Genomic DNA, 20346 nt, shown 5'->3' on the forward strand with positions numbered 1-20346 from the left:
CCGGCACGACGGGAACGCCACTCGTCGGCGCCGGCGCCGCGCGGGCCGATTTCTGATTCACGGAGACGAAGCATCATGTGCGCAATGGCGTATGCGGAATTCCAACAGGAGTTGAGGAAGGCACAGTTGACGGCGCGCGAGTTCGCCCGCCTGATCCGGATGAACGAAAGTTCGATCACGAACTATTCGAGCAAGGGCACCGTCCCGTCCCACCTCGCGGTCATCGCGAAACTGATCGGCACGCTGGCCGCGCACGAGATCGATTTCCGGCGCGTGATCCGGCAGATGCGGATCGAACCGAAACGGCCGCGCGGCGGCGGCGTATTTCCTGCGGCGGACAAGCCGCGTTCCAGAAAAACGGCGAAGACCGACGCCTGAGTGCAGGCATGCGTCGACAGCGGCTCAACGCTTGCCGCTGGACGCTCGATGCCGGAACGGAAGTCGTTTCACGGGCACCGCGCCATGCGACGCCCGATCATCCTCCCGCCGCCCGCACGTGATCGAGCAGCGCCTGCAACGGATGACGCACCTGCTTCGAAGACATCCGCTTCACCTGGCTGCGGCATGAATAGCCGGTCGCCAGCGCCTCGCCTTCCCCACCCGCCGCATCGACGTGCGCCGCCCACGACTGCGCGTAGATCGTCTTCGACGTCTCGAGATTGCGCGCTTCGTGCCCATAGGTGCCCGACATCCCGCAGCACCCGGTTGCCTGCACGTGCAAGCGCAACCCGCGCCGTGCGAACACCTGTGTCCATTGCTTGCCGCTGTCGGGCGCATTGGTCTTCTCGGTGCAGTGCGGCAGCAACCGGTACGAACCGGCGACGCGCGGCACGCCGCCCGCATCCGCTTCCGGCAGCGCCTGCAGCAGCCATTCCTGCGGCAGCGCCACCTTCGGCACATCGGCGAGCCCCGTCACCTTCAGGTATTCCTGCCGATACGTGAGCGTCATCGCCGGATCGAGGCCGACCAGCGCGACCCCCGAGCGCGCCAGCGCCGCCAGCTGCCCGGCATTGCGGATCGCCGCCTTCTCGAACGCGCGCAAAAAGCCTTGCACGTGCAGCGCCTTGCCGTTCGGCGCGAGCGGCGCGAGCCACACCTGAAAACCCGTGCGCGCCGCCAGCTCGATCAGCGCCGCCAGCTGCTCGGTATCGAAATAGCGCGTGAACGTGTCCTGCACGATGACGACGCTGCGTGCGCGCTGCGCGTCGCTCAGCGCGGCGAGCGCCTGCGGGTCGGCCGGCTTCACGCGCCATTCGCGGATCACGGCGGCGAGATCGAAGCGGCTCAGGAGCGGGCTGTCGACCATGCCGACGTGCCGCTCGAGCAGCGTGCGCACCCAGCCGGCGCGCATCAGCCCGTTGTACAGCGCGGGCACGCGCGCCATCCACGGCATCGTGAATTCGAGCGAGCCGATCAGGTAGTCGCGCACCGGCCGCAGGTAGCGCTGGTGATACAGCTCGAGAAACCGCGAGCGGAATTCGGGCACGTTGACCTTGACCGGGCATTGCCCGGCGCACGATTTGCACGCGAGGCAGCCGGCCATTGCGTCGTACACCTCGTGCGAGAAATCGGTCTCGCCGTTGCGGGCCGCGCGGCTGTTGCGCCAGCGCGCGGCCAGGCCGCGCAGGAACGGCTGCCGTGCGCGCGCGGCCGCGACGACGTCGACGCCGGCCTGCCCTTGCAGGCGCAGCCATTCGCGCATCAGCGACGCACGCCCCTTCGGCGACTGCACGCGTTCGCGCGTCGCCTTCCACGACGGGCACATCGCGTCGTCCGGATCGAAGTTGTAGCACGCGCCGTTGCCGTTGCAGTGCATCGCCGTGCCGTAGCTCTGCCACACGCGCTCGTCGATCTGCCGATCGTGGTCGCCGCGCGTCGGCACTTCGTCGATCTTCAGCAGCCGCATCGTGTGATCCGGCGGCGTCGCGATCTTGCCCGGATTGAACTGGTTGTGCGGATCGAACGCGGCCTTCAGCTGCTGCAGCGACGGATACAGCTCGCCGAAGAACGCCGGCGCATATTCGGAGCGCACGCCCTTGCCGTGCTCGCCCCACAGCAGGCCGCCGTGGCGCTGCGTGAGCTCGGCCACCGCATCCGACACGGGCCGCACCAGCGCCGCCTGCTTCGGGTCCTTCATGTCGAGCGCGGGGCGCACGTGCAGCACGCCCGCGTCGACGTGGCCGAACATCCCGTACTGCAGCCCGTGGCCGTCGAGCAGCGCGCGAAATTCGGCGATGTACGCGGCGAGGTTCTCGGGCGGCACCGCGGTGTCCTCGACGAACGGCTGCGGGCGCGCCTCGCCCTGCACGTTGCCGAGCAGGCCGACCGCGCGCTTGCGCATCGCATACACGCGCTTCACCGCGTCGTCGCCGGCCGCGAGCGTGTGGCCCAGGCGCTCCACGCTGGCATCGGTGCGCAGATGGTCGACGAATGCGCGCACGCGTGCGTCGACGTCGTCCGCGTCGTCGCCGCTGAATTCGATCAGGTTGATGCCGAGCGTCGGACGTGCGTCGTCCTGCGGGAAATACTCGGCGACGCTGCTCCACACGAAGTCCTTCATCGCGAGCATCAGCACCTTCGAGTCGACCGTCTCGATCGACAGCGGCTGGTGCGCGAGCAGTGCGCGCGCGTCGCGCAGCGCATCCATGAAGCCCGCGTAGCGCACGTTGACCAGCATCGAAACCTTCGGGATCGGCAGCACGTTGAGCTTCGCCTCGACGACGAAGCCGAGCGAACCTTCGGCGCCGCACAGCACGCTGTTCAGGTTGAAGCGGCCGTCGGGTTCGCGCAGGTGCGCGAGGTCGTAGCCGGTCAGGCAGCGGTTGAGCTTCGGAAACTTCGCTTCGATCAGCGCGGCCTTGTCGTCGCTGATGCGTCGCGCGGTGCGGTACACCTTGCCGATGCGGTCCTGCCGCGCACAGCGGCGCTCCAGTTCTTCCGCATCGAGTGCGTCGCTGTGCAGCCGCTCGCCGCCCATCAGCACGAAATCCAGTTCGAGCACGTGATCGCGCGTCTTGCCGTACGTGCAGCTGCCCTGCCCGCTCGCGTCGGTGTTGATCATCCCGCCGACGGTCGCGCGGTTCGACGTCGACAGTTCCGGCGCGAAAAACAGCCCGTGCGGCTTCAGCGCCGCATTGAGCTGATCCTTGACGACGCCCGCCTGCACGCGCACCCAGCGGCGCTCGACGTCGATTTCGAGGATCCGGTTCATGTTCCGCGACAGGTCGACGACCACGCCGTCGGTCAACGATTGCCCGTTGGTTCCCGTGCCGCCGCCGCGCGCGGCCACCGCGACGTCGCGATGCACGGGCTCGGCGAGCAGCCTTGCCAGCAGCTGGACGTCGTCGGCATGCGCGGGGCAGATCACCGCTTGCGGCAGGCGCTGGTAGATCGAGTTGTCGGTGGCCTGCACCGTCCGGTTCGCATGGTCCGCGCGGATCTCCCCCGCGAATCCGGCAGCTCGGAGCGCGGCGAGAAAGTCACGGTACGCATTCGCGGGCGGGCTGGCGGGACGGGGCAACGAGGCGATCGACATGGGGCAAAAGCGCAGTGTGGGTGGAGCCGGCCGGTTCGCGCGCTCCAAAACATGATTTTTTGGCAAGTTTCCGCGCGACCGGGAATTCCAGTATCTTTGGAATTTCCGCGAGAAACAAACGAATTCTCGCCCGGCAAATATTGCATAAAACTCATGAATTACCGTCGCCTCACCCCGTCCATGTCGCTGCTGCTCGTGTTCGAGGCAGCCGCGCGGCATGAAAGCTACACGCGCGCGGCCGAGGAGCTGTCGCTGAGCCAGAGCGCGATCAGCCGGCAAGTCCAGACGCTCGAGGATCAACTCGGCGTGCCGCTGTTCCGGCGCGAGGGCCGCTCCGTGAAGCTGACCGAGGTCGGGCGCCGCTACTTCGCCGAGCTGAGCGGCGCACTGGGGCGCATCCGCGGCGCGACGCTGCAGGCGATGTCCCACCAGGCGGGCGCCGGCACGCTGCGGCTCGCCACCTTGCCGACGTTCGGCTCGAAATGGCTGTTGCCGCACCTGCACGACTTCTACACCGCGCATCCGGGCGTAACCGTGCACCTCCATTCGCGGATCGGCGCCATCGATTTCCTCAACGACGACCTCGATGCGGCCATCACCGTCGGCGCGGGCGACTGGCCGGGCCTGCACGCGCACCGGTTGTACAACGAGTTCCTGATCGCGATCGCGCCGCCGGACCCCGGCAGCCGCCGCAAGGCCGACGCGCGTTCGCCGGCGTGGGCCGCGAAACAGACGCTGCTCGGCGTGACGAGCAACCAGCAGGCGTGGGCCGAGTGGTTTTCGCACTATCGGCTCGACCATCGGCAGATGCGCATCGGCCCGAGCTTCGAGCTGACGTCGCACCTGATCCAGGCCGTGCGGGCCGGGATGGGGATCGGGCTGGTGCCGAAGGTGCTGGTGGAAGACGAGCTGGGCCGCAACGAACTCGTGTCGATCGGCGACGCGATCACCAGCCAGCGCAGCTACTACCTCGTCTATCCGCCGGGGAACGAGACGCTGCCGTCGCTCGTCGCGTTCCGCGAATGGCTGCTGAAGTCGTGCTGAAACAGGGCCGCCGGCGGACTGCCCGCGTTCAGGTACGCCATTCGCCGAGAATCTGTTCGGCCAGGTAGTCGCACGGCGGGCGCGCGGACTGCGCGCTGCGCGCGAGCACGACCTCGAGTTCGCCCAGCGGCGGCAGCCCGTGGCTTTCCGACAGCTGCACGAGATGATCGGGAATGCAGCAGCGCGCCAGCGGCGCGACCGCGAGCCCGGCCTCCACCATGCTGAGAAGGCCGAGGTGGCTCGGGCTCTCGTAGGACATCCGGTACGGGATCTTCCGCCGGTTCAGCGCCTTGACCGCGTGATCGCGCGCCATGCTGCCGCCGTGCGTGAAAAAGGCCACCGGCAGGGGCCGCTCCTCCCAAACGTTGCGCTTCGGCGACCCGACCCACACGAGCGGTTCGAGCCGGATCAGCTCGCCGGTCACGCCCTTGATCCGCGTGAGGCACGCGAGGTCGACCGTGTTGTCCTTCAGCATCGGCACGAGCGCGCTGCTCGGCTGGCCGATCACGCGCACTTCCACACGCGGGTGCATCGCGGCGAACTTGCCGAGCACCTGCGGCAGCAGCGACGAAATGTAGTCGTCGGGCACGCCGATCGTCACGCGGCCGCGAATCTCCGGGCGCACGACCGACGCCCAGGCCTCGTCGCGCATCGCCAGCATCCGGCGGCCGTATTCGGCAAGCATCGTGCCTTCGCCGGTCGGCGTCACGTTGCGCGTGTCGCGGATGAAGAGCGGCTTGCCGAGCGCATCCTCGAGCGCCTTGATCTGCATGCTCACCGCCGACGGCGACCGGTGCACGGCCTGCGCGCCCTGAGCGAACGATCCGGATTCGGCGACGGCCACCACCATCGCGAGCACATCGAGGTCGAGCTTTTTCATCGTATTCAGAAAAACTGATCAATCGATTCAGTTTATCCCGTTTTACTGTTCACCTCCACGATCGGACAATGACTCCCGTCAGCACTCACTCGTTGCAGGAATCGTCAGACATGCATACGTCCGGATCGCTCTACGGGTTTCTCGTCATCGGCGGCATGCTCGCGGTCACGCCCGGGCCGAACATGGTCTACGTGATGTCGCGCTCGATCGCGCAGGGCCGCACGGCGGGGCTCATTTCACTCGGTGGCGTGATGATCGGGTACCTGTTCTACATGTTCGGCGCGGCGTTCGGCATCACCACGCTGTTCATGAGCGTGCCCTATGCGGGCAGCGGGCTGGCCGTGGTCGGTGCGGCATACCTGTTGTATCTCGCATGGCAGGCCGTCAGGCCCGGCGGCCGTTCGCCGTTCGAGGTGCGGGCGTTGCCCAGCGAGCGGCCGCTGCGGCTGCTCGCGATGGGCGCGACGACCAGCGTGCTGAACCCGAAGCTCGCGATGCTGTTCATTTCGTTGCTGCCGCAGTTCATCGACTACCGGAACGGCAGCGTGCTCGGCCAGTCGCTGTTTCTCGGTTCGCTGCTGATCGCCGCATTCGCCTGCGCGAACGGGACGGTGGCGATCTGTTCCAGCAGCATCGCGAAGTTCCTGCACGGGCGCCCGACGCTGCTGCTCGCCCAGCGCTGGGCGATGGGGCTCATCCTCGGCGGGCTCGGCGTGCAGATGGTGGTCGATGCGTCGAGGATGGCAGGTGTGGCGTGACGTCCGCGCGTGCTCATGAAAAGGAATCGGCGAGCCGGGCGCGTCGCCGGCCGGTCGTCGCGCCAGGCATGCGCCGAGGACGCCGAACCGGCCGACGGCGCCCCCGTCACTTCGTCAGCAACTCGGCCTCCAGCTCGCGCAGCCTCTCCGGAAAGCGGACGCGCAGCACCAGGAACCACCCGAGCCCGATCGCCAGCAGCGCGACGAACACATAAGGCAGCCACGCATACACGCCCTCCGGCACCGGATACACGCTGCCGGCCAGCGGGATCGCGAGCAGCACGACCGCAACGACGCTGATCGCCACATGCCGCGCGCGAAGCCGGCGCTGGCGGCGCAGATAGAGCGGCGCGCCGATCGCCACCAGCACGTATGCAAGCAGCCAGCCATAGGTGGCAATCGAGCTGAGATAGCCATACGAGTCGAGTAGCGCGGTGCCGCGCGCGGTGAATACCAGCGCGGTGACCAGCGCCAGCACCGCGATCAGCGCCACCGCGACGTGCGGCGTCGCATTGCGCTCGTGTGCGTGACCCGTCGACGCATGCAGCACGCCCTGCCGCCCGAACGTATAGACGATCCGCGCCGCCGCATTGATCGACGAAAAGAACGCCGCGAAGAAGCTCAACGCCACCCCTGCGTCAATCAGCACGCCGACCCAGCCGGCGCCGAGCCGATGCGCGAGCACCGCGAGCGGGCCGTCGACCCGGTCGAGCGGCGGCGTCTGCCCGTGGAACGCGCTCACCATCCCGTACGCGCCGATCACGAACAGGATCGCCGGCCCGACGACGCTGATCAGCACCGCGCGCGGAATCGCGCGGAACGGGTCGCGCGCTTCCGCGCCGAGCACGGTTGCACTCTCGAACCCCGTGAAGCTGAAGAACGCGAGCACCATCCCGAGCTGCAGCTGGGTCGGCTTCACGCCTTCGAGCGTCAGTTGCGCGCGATCGACCGGATGCCCGCCGAACGCGATCGTGCCGATCACGACGACGGCGATCAGCAGCAGCGTCGCGAGTTCGACGAACAGCGTGAACCGCGTGGACAGCCGGATGTCGCGAAACGCGATGTACCACGCGGCGAACGCGGTGACGACCGTGAGCCCGAGCACCGCGCCGAGCGGCGTCGCGCCGCCGAGCAGCCCGGTCTCGCGGCCCAGCACGAGAAACGTGTTGATCGTCCCCTGCAGGATGCCCGCGGCGGCCACCGCGTAGGCAATCAGCAGCGACCAGCCGCAGATCGCGCCCCAGACCGGCCCGATGCCGGCCGACACGTATGCATACAGCGCCCCCGGCGACGCAGAATCGCGCGCGAACACCGAGATGCTCCACGACGCAAACAGCAGCGCGACGATCGCGAACAGGTACGCGAGCCACGTGCCGTTGCCGGCCGTCGCGAAGACGGCGGGGATCAGCACGCCGATCCCGCCGGACACGCCGACGAGGCCGATCGACTGCGCAATCAGTTCGGGCAGGCTCAGGTAGTTGCGCCGCAGGCCGCCCGCCGGCGGTACGGCATGCTGCGCGGGCAGTGCCTGCGCGGGGCTTGCTGGATGACTCATCGATTGACCTCGTCAGGAATGAAGCGGCGCCGCGTGCGTGCTGTCCGCGGCGGTAGTGGTGAGGGTGAGGGGGGTGACGGCGGCCGGCGCGAGCCGGTCAGTTCCAGGAATGGCGCGCGGGCTTCACACCGTTGAGGTAGTAGTTGCCGATCGCGTGATACTTCCAGCGCACCGGGTCGTGCAGCGTATGCACGCGCGCGTTGCGCCAGTGGCGGTCGAAGTTGTATTTCGCCAGCGTCGACTTGCTGCCGCCGAGCTCGAACAGCTTGCTCGCGGCAAGCAGCGCCACCTCGGTCGTCGCGATCTTCGCCTCGCCCACCGCGATCGCGGCCTGCGCAACCGTTTCCTCGCCCGGCTCGCGCTTCGCCGCGTCGACGAAGCGGCCCGAGCGCGCGAGCAGCGCTTCGGCCGCGTGCACGCGGTACGCGATGTCGCCGATCTGCGCGACCGTCAGCGGGTCCTCGCTCGCGCGCTCGACGCCGCTGTCGATCCACGGGCGCGCATGCTGCTGCACGAACGCGATCGTGTCCTGCAGCGCGGCGCGCGCGATCCCGAGGTCGATCGCGGCGGTCGTGATCTGCGCGAACGGGCCCGCGAAGGTCGGGCGATCGTACGAACGCTGCGTGTGGAAGATTTCGAACGGGCTCACACGCACGTTCTCGACGATCACCGTGCCGCTCGCGGTCGTGCGCTGCCCGAAGCCGCTCCAGTCATCCACGACGGTCAGCCCCGGCGCCCCCTGCCGCACGAAGGCGAGCACGGCCTGGTCCGACTCGTCGAGCGCGAGTACCGGAATCCAGTGCGCGAACAGCGTGCCGGTCGAATAGAACTTGCGGCCGTTCAGCACGAACGCGTCGCCGTCGCGATGCACGCGCGTCCGGATATCGAGCACGTTCTTGCCGCCGGCTTCGGAAAACGCGTTCCCGTAGCGCGTGCCCTTCAGGACGAGATCGAAGAAGAAGCGCTTCTGCGCATCGCTGCCTTCGAGGCGGATGTCCTCGATCAGGCAATAGTGGTTCTGCGGGATCTGGCCGAGCGACGGGTCCGCCTCTGAAACGATCGCGATCACTTCCGCGAGCGTGACGTTCGACACCTCCGCGCCGCCGTATTCGCGCGGCACGGTGATGCCCCACAGCCCGCTCGACGAGAACAGTTCGATCTCGTCGAACGGCAGCTTCCGCTCGCGGTCGCGCAACGCGGCGTGCTCGGCCAGCCGTGCCGCGACCTGACGCGCGACGTCGAGCGCCTCGGCATCCGAGCCGATGACGGGAACGGGCGTGGCGCCCGCTTGCGGTTGCACGTTTTCTTCGATGATTTCCGTAGACATGTCGATTCCGGCAAAGCTCATGAACCGGCCGGCGGCGCCGGGAAGCATCCGCCGACCTCCTGTTTCGATATCCGAAACGTCAAACCGGGTCGACCCGCGAGAACCGCCGGTGTCGCCCCCTCGATCGGCCGGCGCGCGGCACGCGTTCGTGCCCGCCGCGCACCGGCCCCCGCGTCACGCGGCAACCGCCTGCCGTCGCGCCTCGAGTTCGCGCACGAGCGGCAGCACGCGCTGGCCGAAGTACTCGACCTCCTCGATGAAATGCAGGAACCCCGCGAGCACGAGATCGACGCCGATCGCCTTCAGCGCGACGATCCGTTCGGCGATCTGCTGCGGCGTACCGATCAGGTTCGTGCGGAAGCCGTCGTTGTACTGCACGAGATCCTCGAACGTCGATTTCGCCCAGTTGCCCTCCCCCTCCGGCGACGCCTTGCCGGCCTGCTTCACCGCATCGCCGAACGCGTGCACGGCCTCGACGTGCGCGTGCCGGATGATGTCGTCGAGTACGGCCCGCGCCTCTTCCTCCGTATCGCGCGCGATCACGAACGCGTTGACGCCGATGCGCACGCAATGGTTGTTCGCCGCCGCCTTCGCGCGGATGTCGTCGATCTGCGCCTTCAGGTTCTCCGGCGTATTGCCGTTCGTGAAATACCAGTCCGACACGCTCGCCGCGTTGTCGCGCGCCGCGCGCGAGCTGCCGCCCTGGAAGATCTCCGGATGCGGCTTCTGCACCGGCTTCGGGCTCAGCGTGTAGTCGTTGAAGCGGTAGAAATCGCCCTTGAACGTGAAGTTGTCCTGCGTCCAGATGCCTTTCAGCGCCTGGATGAATTCCTTCGAGCGCCGGTAGCGTTCGTCGTGCTCGAGCCACGGCTCGCCGATCGCGGTGAATTCGCCCTTGAACCAGCCGCTCACGACGTTGATCGCGATGCGTCCGTTCGAGATGTGGTCGATCGTCGCGAGCTGCTTCGCGACCACGGCCGGATGCCACGGCCCCGGCAGGATCGCGGCGAGCACCTTGAGCTTCGTCGTCGCGTGCAGCAGCGCCTGGCTGAACGACACCGACTCGTGCTGGTATTCGGCGCCGTAGCCGGCCGTGAAGCGGATCTGGCTCAGCGCGTACTCGAAGCCGGCCGCCTCGGCCGTGCGTGCGAGCTGCTGGTTGTATTCGAGGCTCCAGTCGGTGCGTTGCTCGATCGTGCTGACGACGAGGCCGCCGCTGACGTTCGGCACCCAGTAGGCGAACTTGACGCCGTCGGCGGAAGGGTCGGTATGGCTCATGAGTGTGTCCTGGTCGGGAGGAAAAACGCAGGCGGCCTAAGCGGCCGCGACGGAAAGCGCATGCGGGCGCAGCTGCGGCACCGCGCGATCGACGGCGAGCGCGATGCGCGCACGCAGCGCCGGGCTCGCGATCTGGTACTGGTCGAAATCGCTTTCGGACGCATACACGCCGATCGGCAGCGTGCGTGCCTGGAAGAAGCTGAACAGCGGCCGGAGCTGATGGTCGATCACGAGCGCATGACGCTCGCTGCCGCCGGTGGCGGCGAGCAGCACGGGTACGTCGACCAGCGCCTCGTGATGCACAAGGTCGAACAGGTGCTTGAAGAGGCCCGTGTACGACGCGCGATACACGGGGCTCGCGACGACGAGTGCATCGGCCGTCTCGATCGCACGGATCTGCGCGTCGAGGTCGGCCGGCACCTGCGCGCGCGTCAGCGCGCCGGCCAGCCGGCTGCCGATCTCGCCGAGTTCGATCAGCCGCGTGTCGATCGGCAGCGCGGCGCCGAGTGCCGCGACGATCGCGTCGGTCAGCGCCAGCGTGCGCGACGGCCGTTGCAGGCCGCCCGATATCGCGACCACGTTGATTGCATTGCTCATCGGTTGCATTCCCATTGTCGAATCGGGTGCCGATGCACCCGCCACGACCTGGGTCAGCAAGGAGCGTGCCATTTCGACGAAGGCGATGAAAAAACGATCGTCTGCATGACGAAATGCATCGCGATCGACGGCCTGTCGCGGCACTCCCGCCGATCGGCACACGTTGATAAGCGTGCCAGCCACGGCATCACAACCATATTCCGCAGCACGATGAACGGGGGGAAACAGCGCTGCTGATGCACTGCTGCGTAATCAGCAGCGCGGTGTGCGGCGGACGCATTTTTCCGCTTCCGCACGGATTCCGGCAGGCGCGCGGCGTCCAGCGCAGCAATCCGGCATTGGTTATCAGAAATCGATGTTTCCCGCGTTGCGCAAAACGTTGAACACTCTGCTGATCACGCAGCACCCGGTCGGCAACGCCCGATGCAGCCTGGCCGTTTTCGTGCAGCGACCCGACGCATTCATCGCCATGACATCCATTTCCGTATCGCCCCGCGCGGAAAGCCTGCGCGTCGTCGCGCCGTCCCGCGACGAACCGGCCCCTCCCGATGCGCTGCAAACCGCCGGGCGCCTGGCGGCCGGCTTTGCACGAACTGCGGCCGAACGCGACCAGCAGGGCGGCACGCCGAAGGCCGAGCGCGACCAGTTGCGCGACAGCGGCCTCCTCGCGTTGAGCATCCCCGCCGCCTACGGCGGCCTCGGCGCAAGCTGGCGCACGACGTTCGACGCGGTCCGCGTGCTCGCGGCCGCCGACAGTTCGCTCGCGCACGTGTTCGGCTTCCATCACCTGATGCTCGCGACCGTGCGGCTGTTCGGCACGCCCGCGCAGTGGGAATCGTGGTTCGAGCGAACCGCGCGCCAGCAGTGGTTCTGGGGCAATGCGCTGAATCCGCTCGACGAACGCACGGTCAGCCGTTCGCGCGGCGCATGGCACGAATTCAGCGGCCAGAAGAGTTTTTGTTCGGGGGCGCTCGATTCGCAGATGCTGATCGCGTCCGCGCACGACGCGCAGACGCGCGCGTTCCTGATCGCGGCCGTGCCGACGCAGCGCAGCGGCATCTCGATCGCCGACGACTGGAACAACATCGGCCAGCGACAGACCGACAGCGGCACGGTCACGTTCGAGAAAGTGCGCGTCGAGGAACACGAACTGCTGACGGACCCGGGCCCGCTGTCGACGCCGTTCGCGTGCCTGCGCCCGCTCGTCGCGCAGCTCGTGCTGACGAACGTGTATCTCGGCATCGCCGAAGCCGCGTTCAGCGACGCGCGGCACTACACGCTGCACGAAGCGCGGCCGTGGCCCGGCGCGCAGGTCGCGAGCACCGGCGACGATCCGTACATCCTCGGCCAGTACGGCGAATTCTGGGTCGGGCTCGAAGCCGCGCGCGTGCTCGCCGACCGCGCGGCGGATCGCCTCGACGCCGCGTGGGCGCGCGATGCGGCGCTCACGCATGCGGAGCGCGGCGAGGTCGCGCTCGCCACGGCCGCTGCAAAGGTGTCGGCCACCCGCACCGGGCTCGATCTCTGCACGCGCATGTTCGACGTCGCCGGCGCACGCGCGACGCATGGCGCGCTGCGGCTCGACCGGCACTGGCGCAACCTGCGCACCCATACGCTCCACGATCCGCTCGCATACAAGATTCGCGAGATCGGCGAATGGGCGCTCAAGCGAACCTGGCCGACGCCGGGCTTCTACTCGTGAACCGCTCCCCTTCCGATGCGTGGCCCGACGCCGCGCCCGTCCTCACGCTGCCCGACCGGCCCGCGCTGGCGACGTCCATTCGCGCCCGCGCGCAGGTGTTCGTCGATCCGCGCTCGGTCGCGCTGCTCGAACGGATTCGCCTGGTCGCGCCGAGCGACGCGAACGTGCTGATCGTCGGCGAGACCGGCACCGGCAAGGAACTGATCGCGCGGCACGTGCACGGCCTCAGTCGCCGCAGCAACGGGCCGTTCGTCGCGGTGAACTGCGGCGCTTTCTCCGAGACGCTCGTCGAGAGCGAACTGTTCGGCCACGAGAAGGGCGCGTTTACGGGCGCGTTCAGCGCGAAGCCCGGCTGGTTCGAAGCCGCGAACGGCGGCACGCTGTTTCTCGACGAGATCGGCGACCTGCCGCTGTCGATGCAGGTCAAGCTGCTGCGCGTGCTGCAGGAGCGCGAGGTCGTGCGGCTCGGCTCGCGCACGGGCGTGCCGATCGACGTGCGCGTGGTTGCCGCGACCAACGTCGATCTGCAGCAGGCCGTCGCGCACGGGCAGTTTCGCGGCGACCTGTTCTACCGGCTCAACGTCGTGCAGCTCGCGGTGCCGACGTTGCGCGAACGCCCCGGCGACATCCTGCCGCTCGCCCGCCACTTCTTCGACGACTACCGAAGCCGCCTCGGCTACGGGCCGCGCAGCATCGACCCGCGCGCCGAGCGCCGGCTCCAGGCATACGGCTGGCCCGGCAATATCCGCGAACTCGAGAACGTGATCCATCACGCGCTGCTCGTGAGCCGCCACGACGCACTGCAGGAGGCCGACCTGCATCTCGCGTCGCCCGACGTGACGGCCGCCGCCGAGCATGCACAGGCGCAGGATCCCGACCCGGCAACCGGCGCGCAGGCTGCACTCGAACGCGCGCTGCGTGCGCTGTTCGACGAGGATCACGGCAACCTGTTCGAGCGCATCGAGGACACCGTGATGCGCGTTGCGTTCGATTTCAGCCACCGCAACCAGATCCAGGCCGCACGGCTGCTCGGCATCAGCCGCAACGTGCTGCGCGCCAGGCTGATTCGCGCGAAGGAGATCGCGGCAATGAAGTAGCCGCGCATGGGAGCACGCCGCCGGCCCGCTCCGGCGCGTTTCGCGCCGCGATCCGTGCGGCAGGGTCCGAACCTGATGTATCGTGGGGCGAGGCGCGCGCCTCGTTCCCCTCCCGCATCCGGTCGTCCGTTGCATGACCGCCCGGGCCCGGCGACAGGGCGCACGCACGATCCTCCGCAACACGAAAGGCCGTCCGGCGCCCGTGCGGGCCCGGCCGTGCCTCGTTCACCCGTCCGGAACCCGTCGCCATGAAAAAGCTTGTCAACCGCCCGTCCGATGTCGTCCGAGAAATGCTGGAAGGCATCGCGCGACAGTCGCCGCATGTCGCGATCCTCGGCGACGAGCACGTGCTCGTCCGCCAGCCGCTGCCCGAGCCGGCGCAGCGCCCCGTCGCCGTCCTCTCTGGCGGCGGCAGCGGCCACGAGCCCGCGCACGGCGGTTATGTCGGCGAAGGGATGCTGAGCGCGGCCGTCTGCGGCGAAGTGTTCACGTCGCCGTCCACCGACGCGGTGCTCGCTGCGATCCGCGCCAGCGCGGGCCCGAACGGCGCACTGCTGATCGTGAAGAACTACACGGGCGACCGGCTCAATTTCGGGCTCGCCGCCGAGCTCGCGCGCGCGGAAGGCATTCCGGTCGAGACGGTGATCGTCGCCGACGACGTCTCGCTGCGCGGCCGCGTCGAGCGCGGCCAGCGGCGCGGGATCGCCGGCACCGTGCTGATCCACAAGCTCGCCGGCGCGGCTGCCGCGCGCGGGCTGCCGCTCGCACGCGTCGCGGCCATCGCGCGCGACTCGGCGGCCGAGCTGGGTACGATGGGCGTCGCGCTCGACGGCTGCACGATCCCCGGCGCCGACAAGTCGGGCTTCAGCCTTGGCGATCACGAGATCGAACTCGGCCGCGGCATCCACGGCGAGAAAGGCGTCGAACGCCGCGCGCCGCTGCCGGCCGATGCGCTGGCCGACACGCTGCTGTCGAGCATCGTCGCCGATCTCGTGCTCGACCGCGGCGAACGCGTCGCGCTGTTCGTCAACGGCCTCGGCGCGACGCCGGACATGGAACTCGCCATCGTGCTGCGCGCCGCGCACGACAACCTGACGCGGCGCGGCATCGTCGTCTCACGCGCGTGGGCCGGCACGTTCCTGTCGGCATTGAACATGCCCGGCTGCTCGATTTCCGTGCTGCGGCTGAACGACGAACGCGCGGTGCTGCTCGACGCGCCGACGCAGGCGCGCGCATGGCCGGGCGGCGGCGCGGTGAATACGCAGATCCGCGTGGCCGCGGCCGCTGCGCAAGAAGCGCCGCTGCCGCCGCTCGATGCGACCGGCCGCGCGTGGGCCGCGCGCCTGCAACCGGCACTGCACGCGGTCGCGCAGACGCTGATCGATCATGAGCAGACGCTGACGGACCTCGATGCGGCCGCCGGCGACGGCGATCTCGGTGCGAGCATGCTGCGCGCCGCACAGGCGATCCTCGCGCTGCCGGAAACCGCATACGGCTCGCCGGCCGGCGTACTCGCGGCGCTCGGCGCCGCGTTGCGCCGCGCCATCGCCGGCAGCTCGGGGCCGTTTTATGCGACCGCGCTGCTGCGTGCATCCCGCCGGCTGGCCGATGTCGCCGAGCCGTCGGCACGCGACTGGGCCGCGGCGTTCCACGGCGCGGTGGATTCGATCAGCGAACTGGGCGGCGCGCACGCCGGCGACCGGACGATGCTCGATGCGCTGGTACCGGCCGTCGCGGCATTCGAACGGGCGCTCGACAACGATCGCGATCCCGCGGGCGCATGGGCGGCGGCGGTCGAAGCCGCCGAGCGCGGTGCCCAGGAAACCGCGCAGATGACGCCGCGCGCGGGGCGTGCGAGTTATCTCGGCGAGCGCGCGATCGGCTCGCCGGATGGCGGTGCGGTGGCGGTGTCGTACTGGTTGCGCGCGTTGCAGCCGCACGTGCGATAAGCGGTGGCGGCAGGTTGATGCGGGCCGCCCGCATCAACCTGCCGCGCGCGTCCCGGTTCGCCCCGGCAACAGCGCGGCGCCGATTGCGGCGGCGCCGAAACCCGCGAGCCAGCACCAGTAGCCGATTGCATCGAGATGAACCGGCTCGACCCCGCCGGCTTCATTGACGACGATCCGATGCTGCGTCAGAAAGCTCAACCCGAACAGCAGCGCGAGCCCGGCCAGCGCGAGCGCCTGCGTGCGCCGGCGCTTCGCGATCAGCCACCAGGCCGCGAACACGAGCGGGTTCGCGAGCCACGCGAAGATGCCGAAGAAAAGGCCCATCCAGCCGGTCAGCAGCACCTGCCAGCCGTCGGCCCATGGATGCGGATCGGGTGCGCCCGTGCGGAACGGCGCGGTGAACATGGCGACCAGATAGAGCACGACGCTGATCGCGAGCAGCACGGTCGTGGCGCGGCCCATCGGCGGTCGGACGGTCGCAGTGGCGGGGTTCGATGTGTTCATGGGCGTGCCGGGCGTCCGATGCGGGTCGTTCAGACGCCCTCGACCAGCACGGCGCGATAGCGCGCGCCCTTGAAACGATGCTGGACGACGTCCTGGTATTCGGGGCCGTGATACCACGCGTGCGCGGCTTCCTTCGACGGAAACTCGACGATCACGACACCTTCCGGGCCTTCGCCCTCCAGTGTTTCCTGCGGGCCGTAAGCGGCGAGCACCTTGACCGGATGCCCGGCGAGCGTCGCGCCGACCTTGCTCTGGTAGACGTCGAGTTCGTGCTGGTCCTGCGTGCTTTCACGTGTAAACACAATGTAGGTGGCCAAGATACGTGCTCCTGATGCGATGCGTGGAAGGTGGAAAGGCCGGCCGCGCGCCGCACCGTCCGGCACGACGGCACGCGGCCTGCTCGCAGCTTACAGCGGTTTCGCGACAAGCGCCGGGGCCTGCCCGCATGCCCGCCCGAGCAGCTGCGGCGGGCACCAGCGGTCGTCCGCGTACGGCTCCTGCCGCGTCGCGGACGAACCGAACGGCGCCCGTCACGCAACGGTCGCGGTGGCCTGCATCGTCAGCCAGCCGTCGCGATCCTTCGCCCACAGCTCGATCGTCTTGCCGTCGTCCGACGGCTTGCCGCACAGCGTGAACGGCTCCCCGTCGAACGTCGGGCGCACCGCGCGGAACGAAAAGCTCGCGAGCACGGCATCGGGCCGTTCGCGCCGCACGAGATCGACGAGCAGCGTCGCGATCAGCGGGCCGTGCACGACGAGCCCCGGATAACCTTCCTCCTGCGTCACGTAGCTGCGGTCGTAGTGGATGCGGTGGCCGTTGAAGGTCAGCGCCGAATAGCGGAACAGCAGCACCGCGTCGGCCGTGACCGTGCGCGACCACGCGTCGCCTGCCGGCGCCGCGATCGGCTTCGGCGCGGGTGCGCCCGGCTGCGGCGCATCGCGATAGACGATGTCGTGCTCCTCCTCGACGCACAGCACGCCGTCGCACTCGATCCGGTGCTGCACCGTCACGAAGACGAGCCGGCCGCTGCGGCCCGTCTTGTCCTCGAGGTTCACGATCGTCGATTCGCGTATCGCGCGCCGTCCGGTGCGCAGCGGCGCATGGAACGTCAGGCGGCCGCCGGCCCACATGCGGCGCGGCAGCGGCACGGGCGGCAGGAAAGCGCCGCGCTTCGGGTGGCCGTCGGGGCCGACTTCGGCCAGCGGCGCGACAGGCAGGAAATAGAGCCAGTGCCACATCGGCGGCACGACGTCGCCGGGCGACGGGCGGTCGAGCGTGGCGGCCAGCGCGTTCAGCGGGAACGCGGTGATGTCGTCGCCGAGCGTTTCGGTCTTGCCGAGCCACGCGTCGAGCGACGCCGGGGCGGACGGCTGCGAGGATGGGGTGGACACGTGCGGAATCTCCGGGAGGCTTGCAACGGCTTCAATATGCACGCCGCGCACCGTTTCGCGAAGCCGGATTTCCCGAATCCCTTCCCGATTCCCTTCCCGATTCCCGGCTTCGAACCCGCCTGTCCCGCCTCCCCCTCCCCGTGGCCGCGCCGGACGGATTTCGTCTGATCATTCGATCGCGGTCGCCGCGCGCGGGCCGGGCCGACATCCTTGCGGCTTGACCACCGCCGGCACGCCGCCTAAATTGCTTCAGACGGGCCGGCCACGACGTGTCACATGGGTGACAAAAACGATAGTTTGCTATCGAATTATTTTGCCCCTATCATCTCGCCCATGACCAATCTGCACGACCTCCGCCTCGTCGTCAGCAGCCTGCTCGTGCTGTCCGCGCGCAAGTGGCGCCGCACCAGTGACGGCGTACTGAACGCGTACAACGTGTCCGAGGCCTGCGCGACCCCGCTGCTGATCGCCGGGCGCCTCGGCGAAGGCGTGCGGCAAGGCACGCTCGCCGAACACGTCGGCATCGAAGGGCCGTCGCTCGTGCGCCTGCTCGACCAGCTGTGCGCGGCCGGCCTTGCGCGCCGCGACGAGGATCCGCACGATCGCCGCGCGAAGACGATCTCGCTGACGGCCGCCGGCCGCGCGGTTACCGCGAAGATGGAGGAAGACCTGCGCGTGCTGCGTGCGCAGGTGCTCAAGGGGGTCACGCGCGCCGATCTCGAAGCGACGCTGCGCGTGCTCGACGCATTCAATGCATCCGAATCGCCCACGCCCGCCGCGCGCGCATCCCGCACCGGCAACGCCACGTCATGACCTATCCGAGCCTTCGCGACTGGCTGTTCTCGGGCAAGACGTTCGCCGCGTCGATGCTGGCGCTGTACCTCGGCCTGTATTTCCAGTTGCCGCGCCCGTACTGGGCGATGGCGAGCGTCTACATCGTGTCGAACCCGTTCGTCGGCGCGACACGCTCGAAGGCGCTGTATCGCGCGCTCGGCACCGCGCTCGGCGCGGCGGCCGCGATCTTCTTCGTGCCGCCGTTCGTCGAGACGCCGCTGCTGTTCGCGATCATCGTCGCCACCTGGTGCGGCACGCTGCTCTACCTCGCGATCTCCGACCGCACCGCGCGCAGCTACGTGTTCATGCTCGCCGGCTATACGATGCCGCTGGTCGCGTTGCCGACCGTGACCGATCCGTCCACCGTGTTCGACGTCGCGATCGCGCGTACCGAGGAGATCGTGCTCGGCATCGTCTGCGCGAGCGTGGTCGGTAGCGCCATCTTCCCGAACCGGCTCGCGCCGACGCTGATCGAGCGTACCGATGCATGGTTCAAGGACGCCGCGTTCTACGGCCGCGAGACGCTGTCCGGGCACATTGCCGGCAAGGCGCTGTCCGCGTGCCGGCAACGACTCGCGGCAACCATCACGGGCCTCGAATTCCTGCTGAGCCAGCTGAGCTACGACCATGCGCATCCGCGCATCCTCGCGCGTGCGCAGGCGCTCGCGGGCCGGATGCAGTTGTTCCTGCCGCTGATGTCGTCGCTCGCCGATCCGTTGATTGCGCTGATGCGCGACCTGCATATCCGGCCGGCCGGGCTGGACGACCTGCTTGCCGATGCCGCGAAATGGTTCGACGCACCGTTGCCGGCCGTCAAGGCCGGCAACGACGGCGACATGACCGACGACCCGGTCGCGGAGCGCCTGCGCGAACGCATTGCCGCGCTGCAGCCGGCCGACGACGCGCTCGCGAGCTGGGACGGCGCGCTGCTGTCGAACGCGCTGTGGCGGCTGCGCCAGGTCATCGACATCTGGCAGGACTGCCGCTCGCTGCGCGCGCTGATCGGCAACGAATCGGGCGTCTGGCAGCCGCGCTACCGGCACTGGCGGCTCGGCGGCACCGAGCGCTTCTTCGATCGCGGGATGATGCTGTTCTCGACGCTGACCGTCGCCGCCGCGATCGTGTTCGCGAGCTGGCTGTGGATCGCGTCCGGGTGGCACGACGGCGCCGCGGCCGTCACGCTCGTGGCCGTGTCGTGCAGCTTCTTCGCCGCGCTCGACGAGCCGGCGCCGCTGGTGTTCAAGTTCTTCCTCGCGACGACCGCGAGCGTCGTGTTCGCGGGCCTGTACCTGTTCGTCGTGCTGCCGCACGTACACGATTTCGCGATGCTCGTCGTGATGTTCGCGGGGCCGTTCATCCTGATCGGCACGCTGCTGCCGCGCCCGCAGTTCAACATGGTGACGATGCTCGTCGCCGTGAACACGGCCACCTTCATCAGCATCCAGGGTGCGTACGACGCCGATTTCTTCGTGTTCCTGAACAGCAACCTCGCGGGCGTCGCCGGGCTTCTGTTCGCGTATGTGTGGACGCGTGCGACGCGGCCGTTCGGCGCCGAGCTCGCGGTGCGGCGCCTGCTGCGCTCGGGCTGGGAAGACGTCGTGCGCTCCGCGTCGACGCAGCCGCTCGACGACCAGCGCAATCACGCGTCGCGGATGCTCGACCGCGTCACGCAGCTGCTGCCGCGCCTCGGCGCGTCCGACGACCACCGTCATCCGTCGATCGAAAGCTTCCGCGACCTGCGCATCGCACTGAATGCGCTCGACCTGCGCCGCTCGCGCCGCCGGCTGTCGGGCGACGTGCCCGACGCGATCGACCGCGTGCTGGCCGGCGTCACCGACCACTACGCACGCTGCGCGGCTGCGAACGCGCGCCAGCCGGCGCCGCCCGCGCTGCTC

General features: G+C 68.9%; 17 protein-coding genes. 8 read left to right on the forward strand and 9 right to left on the reverse strand.

Features of this window, described 5'->3' with window-relative positions; translation table 11 throughout:
* Positions 1-75 precede the first annotated feature (75 nt).
* Positions 76-378, forward strand: a complete 303-nt coding sequence (locus L810_RS22985) for a hypothetical protein (RefSeq protein WP_021160718.1) — start codon at positions 76-78, stop codon at positions 376-378.
* Between the two features lie 97 nt (positions 379-475).
* Here the strand turns inward: L810_RS22985 and ydiJ are convergent, their stop codons facing one another.
* On the reverse strand, positions 476-3535 hold the full coding sequence (ydiJ, locus tag L810_RS22990) for a D-2-hydroxyglutarate dehydrogenase YdiJ (RefSeq protein WP_021160720.1): 3060 nt from the start codon (positions 3533-3535) through the stop codon (positions 476-478).
* 153 nt (positions 3536-3688) lie between these two features.
* Between ydiJ and L810_RS22995 the strand changes: the two genes are divergently transcribed.
* Positions 3689-4579 carry a LysR substrate-binding domain-containing protein gene (locus tag L810_RS22995; RefSeq protein ID WP_042975753.1) on the forward strand — a complete coding sequence of 297 codons (891 nt, stop codon included), beginning with the start codon at positions 3689-3691 and terminating at the stop codon, positions 4577-4579.
* A gap of 28 nt (positions 4580-4607) precedes the next feature.
* On the opposite strand, the gene L810_RS23000 is transcribed toward L810_RS22995, so the two are convergent.
* Entirely contained in the window at positions 4608-5459 is an 852-nt protein-coding gene (locus L810_RS23000; RefSeq protein ID WP_021160722.1) for a LysR substrate-binding domain-containing protein, read from the reverse strand.
* Between the two features lie 110 nt (positions 5460-5569).
* Between L810_RS23000 and L810_RS23005 the strand changes: the two genes are divergently transcribed.
* On the forward strand, positions 5570-6217 hold the full coding sequence (locus L810_RS23005; RefSeq protein ID WP_021160723.1) for a LysE family translocator: 648 nt from the start codon (positions 5570-5572) through the stop codon (positions 6215-6217).
* Between the two features lie 106 nt (positions 6218-6323).
* Here L810_RS23005 and L810_RS23010 read toward each other — a convergent pair whose 3' ends face one another.
* The 4 genes from L810_RS23010 to msuE form a co-directional block, all read right to left on the reverse strand.
* Positions 6324-7772 carry an APC family permease gene (locus L810_RS23010; RefSeq protein ID WP_021160724.1) on the reverse strand — a complete coding sequence of 483 codons (1449 nt, stop codon included), beginning with the start codon at positions 7770-7772 and terminating at the stop codon, positions 6324-6326.
* A gap of 97 nt (positions 7773-7869) precedes the next feature.
* On the reverse strand, positions 7870-9099 hold the full coding sequence (locus tag L810_RS23015) for an SfnB family sulfur acquisition oxidoreductase (protein ID WP_042975765.1): 1230 nt from the start codon (positions 9097-9099) through the stop codon (positions 7870-7872).
* A gap of 174 nt (positions 9100-9273) precedes the next feature.
* Positions 9274-10377, reverse strand: a complete 1104-nt coding sequence (gene sfnG, locus L810_RS23020) for a dimethylsulfone monooxygenase SfnG (protein ID WP_021160726.1) — start codon at positions 10375-10377, stop codon at positions 9274-9276.
* A gap of 36 nt (positions 10378-10413) precedes the next feature.
* Positions 10414-10974 (reverse strand): FMN reductase, encoded by a 561-nt coding sequence (gene msuE, locus L810_RS23025; RefSeq protein ID WP_042975766.1) that lies wholly within the window; start codon positions 10972-10974, stop codon positions 10414-10416.
* A gap of 469 nt (positions 10975-11443) precedes the next feature.
* On the opposite strand from msuE, the gene L810_RS23030 reads away from it, so the two are divergent.
* The 3 genes from L810_RS23030 (at position 11444) to L810_RS23040 (ending at position 15722) form a co-directional block, all read left to right on the forward strand.
* A complete protein-coding gene (locus L810_RS23030) occupies positions 11444-12676 on the forward strand; it encodes an acyl-CoA dehydrogenase family protein (RefSeq protein WP_042975767.1) in 1233 nt (410 codons plus the stop codon).
* A complete protein-coding gene (locus L810_RS23035) occupies positions 12631-13773 on the forward strand; it encodes a sigma-54 interaction domain-containing protein (protein ID WP_021160730.1) in 1143 nt (380 codons plus the stop codon). The genes L810_RS23030 and L810_RS23035 overlap by 46 nt, the downstream gene beginning before the upstream one ends.
* Before the next feature lie 248 nt (positions 13774-14021).
* Positions 14022-15722 carry a dihydroxyacetone kinase family protein gene (locus L810_RS23040; RefSeq protein ID WP_021160731.1) on the forward strand — a complete coding sequence of 567 codons (1701 nt, stop codon included), beginning with the start codon at positions 14022-14024 and terminating at the stop codon, positions 15720-15722.
* A 33-nt stretch (positions 15723-15755) separates the two neighbouring features.
* Here L810_RS23040 and L810_RS44075 read toward each other — a convergent pair whose 3' ends face one another.
* The 3 genes from L810_RS44075 to L810_RS23055 form a co-directional block, all read right to left on the reverse strand.
* Positions 15756-16226, reverse strand: coding sequence for a hypothetical protein (locus L810_RS44075; RefSeq protein ID WP_131723255.1), 471 nt, complete (start codon positions 16224-16226; stop codon positions 15756-15758).
* Positions 16227-16255: 29 nt separating this feature from the next.
* Positions 16256-16543, reverse strand: coding sequence for a DUF1330 domain-containing protein (locus L810_RS23050; RefSeq protein ID WP_021160733.1), 288 nt, complete (start codon positions 16541-16543; stop codon positions 16256-16258).
* Positions 16544-16756: 213 nt separating this feature from the next.
* Positions 16757-17617, reverse strand: a complete 861-nt coding sequence (locus tag L810_RS23055) for an FAS1-like dehydratase domain-containing protein (protein WP_021160734.1) — start codon at positions 17615-17617, stop codon at positions 16757-16759.
* A gap of 333 nt (positions 17618-17950) precedes the next feature.
* On the opposite strand from L810_RS23055, the gene L810_RS23060 reads away from it, so the two are divergent.
* Both L810_RS23060 and L810_RS23065 read left to right on the forward strand, forming a co-directional pair.
* Entirely contained in the window at positions 17951-18430 is a 480-nt protein-coding gene (locus L810_RS23060; RefSeq protein ID WP_042975755.1) for a MarR family winged helix-turn-helix transcriptional regulator, read from the forward strand.
* Positions 18427-20346, forward strand: a 1920-nt coding sequence (locus tag L810_RS23065) for an FUSC family protein (protein WP_042975758.1), incomplete at its 3' end; no start/stop codon positions are given. The genes L810_RS23060 and L810_RS23065, both read left to right, overlap by 4 nt.

Origin of the sequence: Burkholderia sp. AU4i (assembly GCF_000466765.1) — a bacterium.
Lineage (GTDB): Bacteria > Pseudomonadota > Gammaproteobacteria > Burkholderiales > Burkholderiaceae > Burkholderia > Burkholderia cepacia.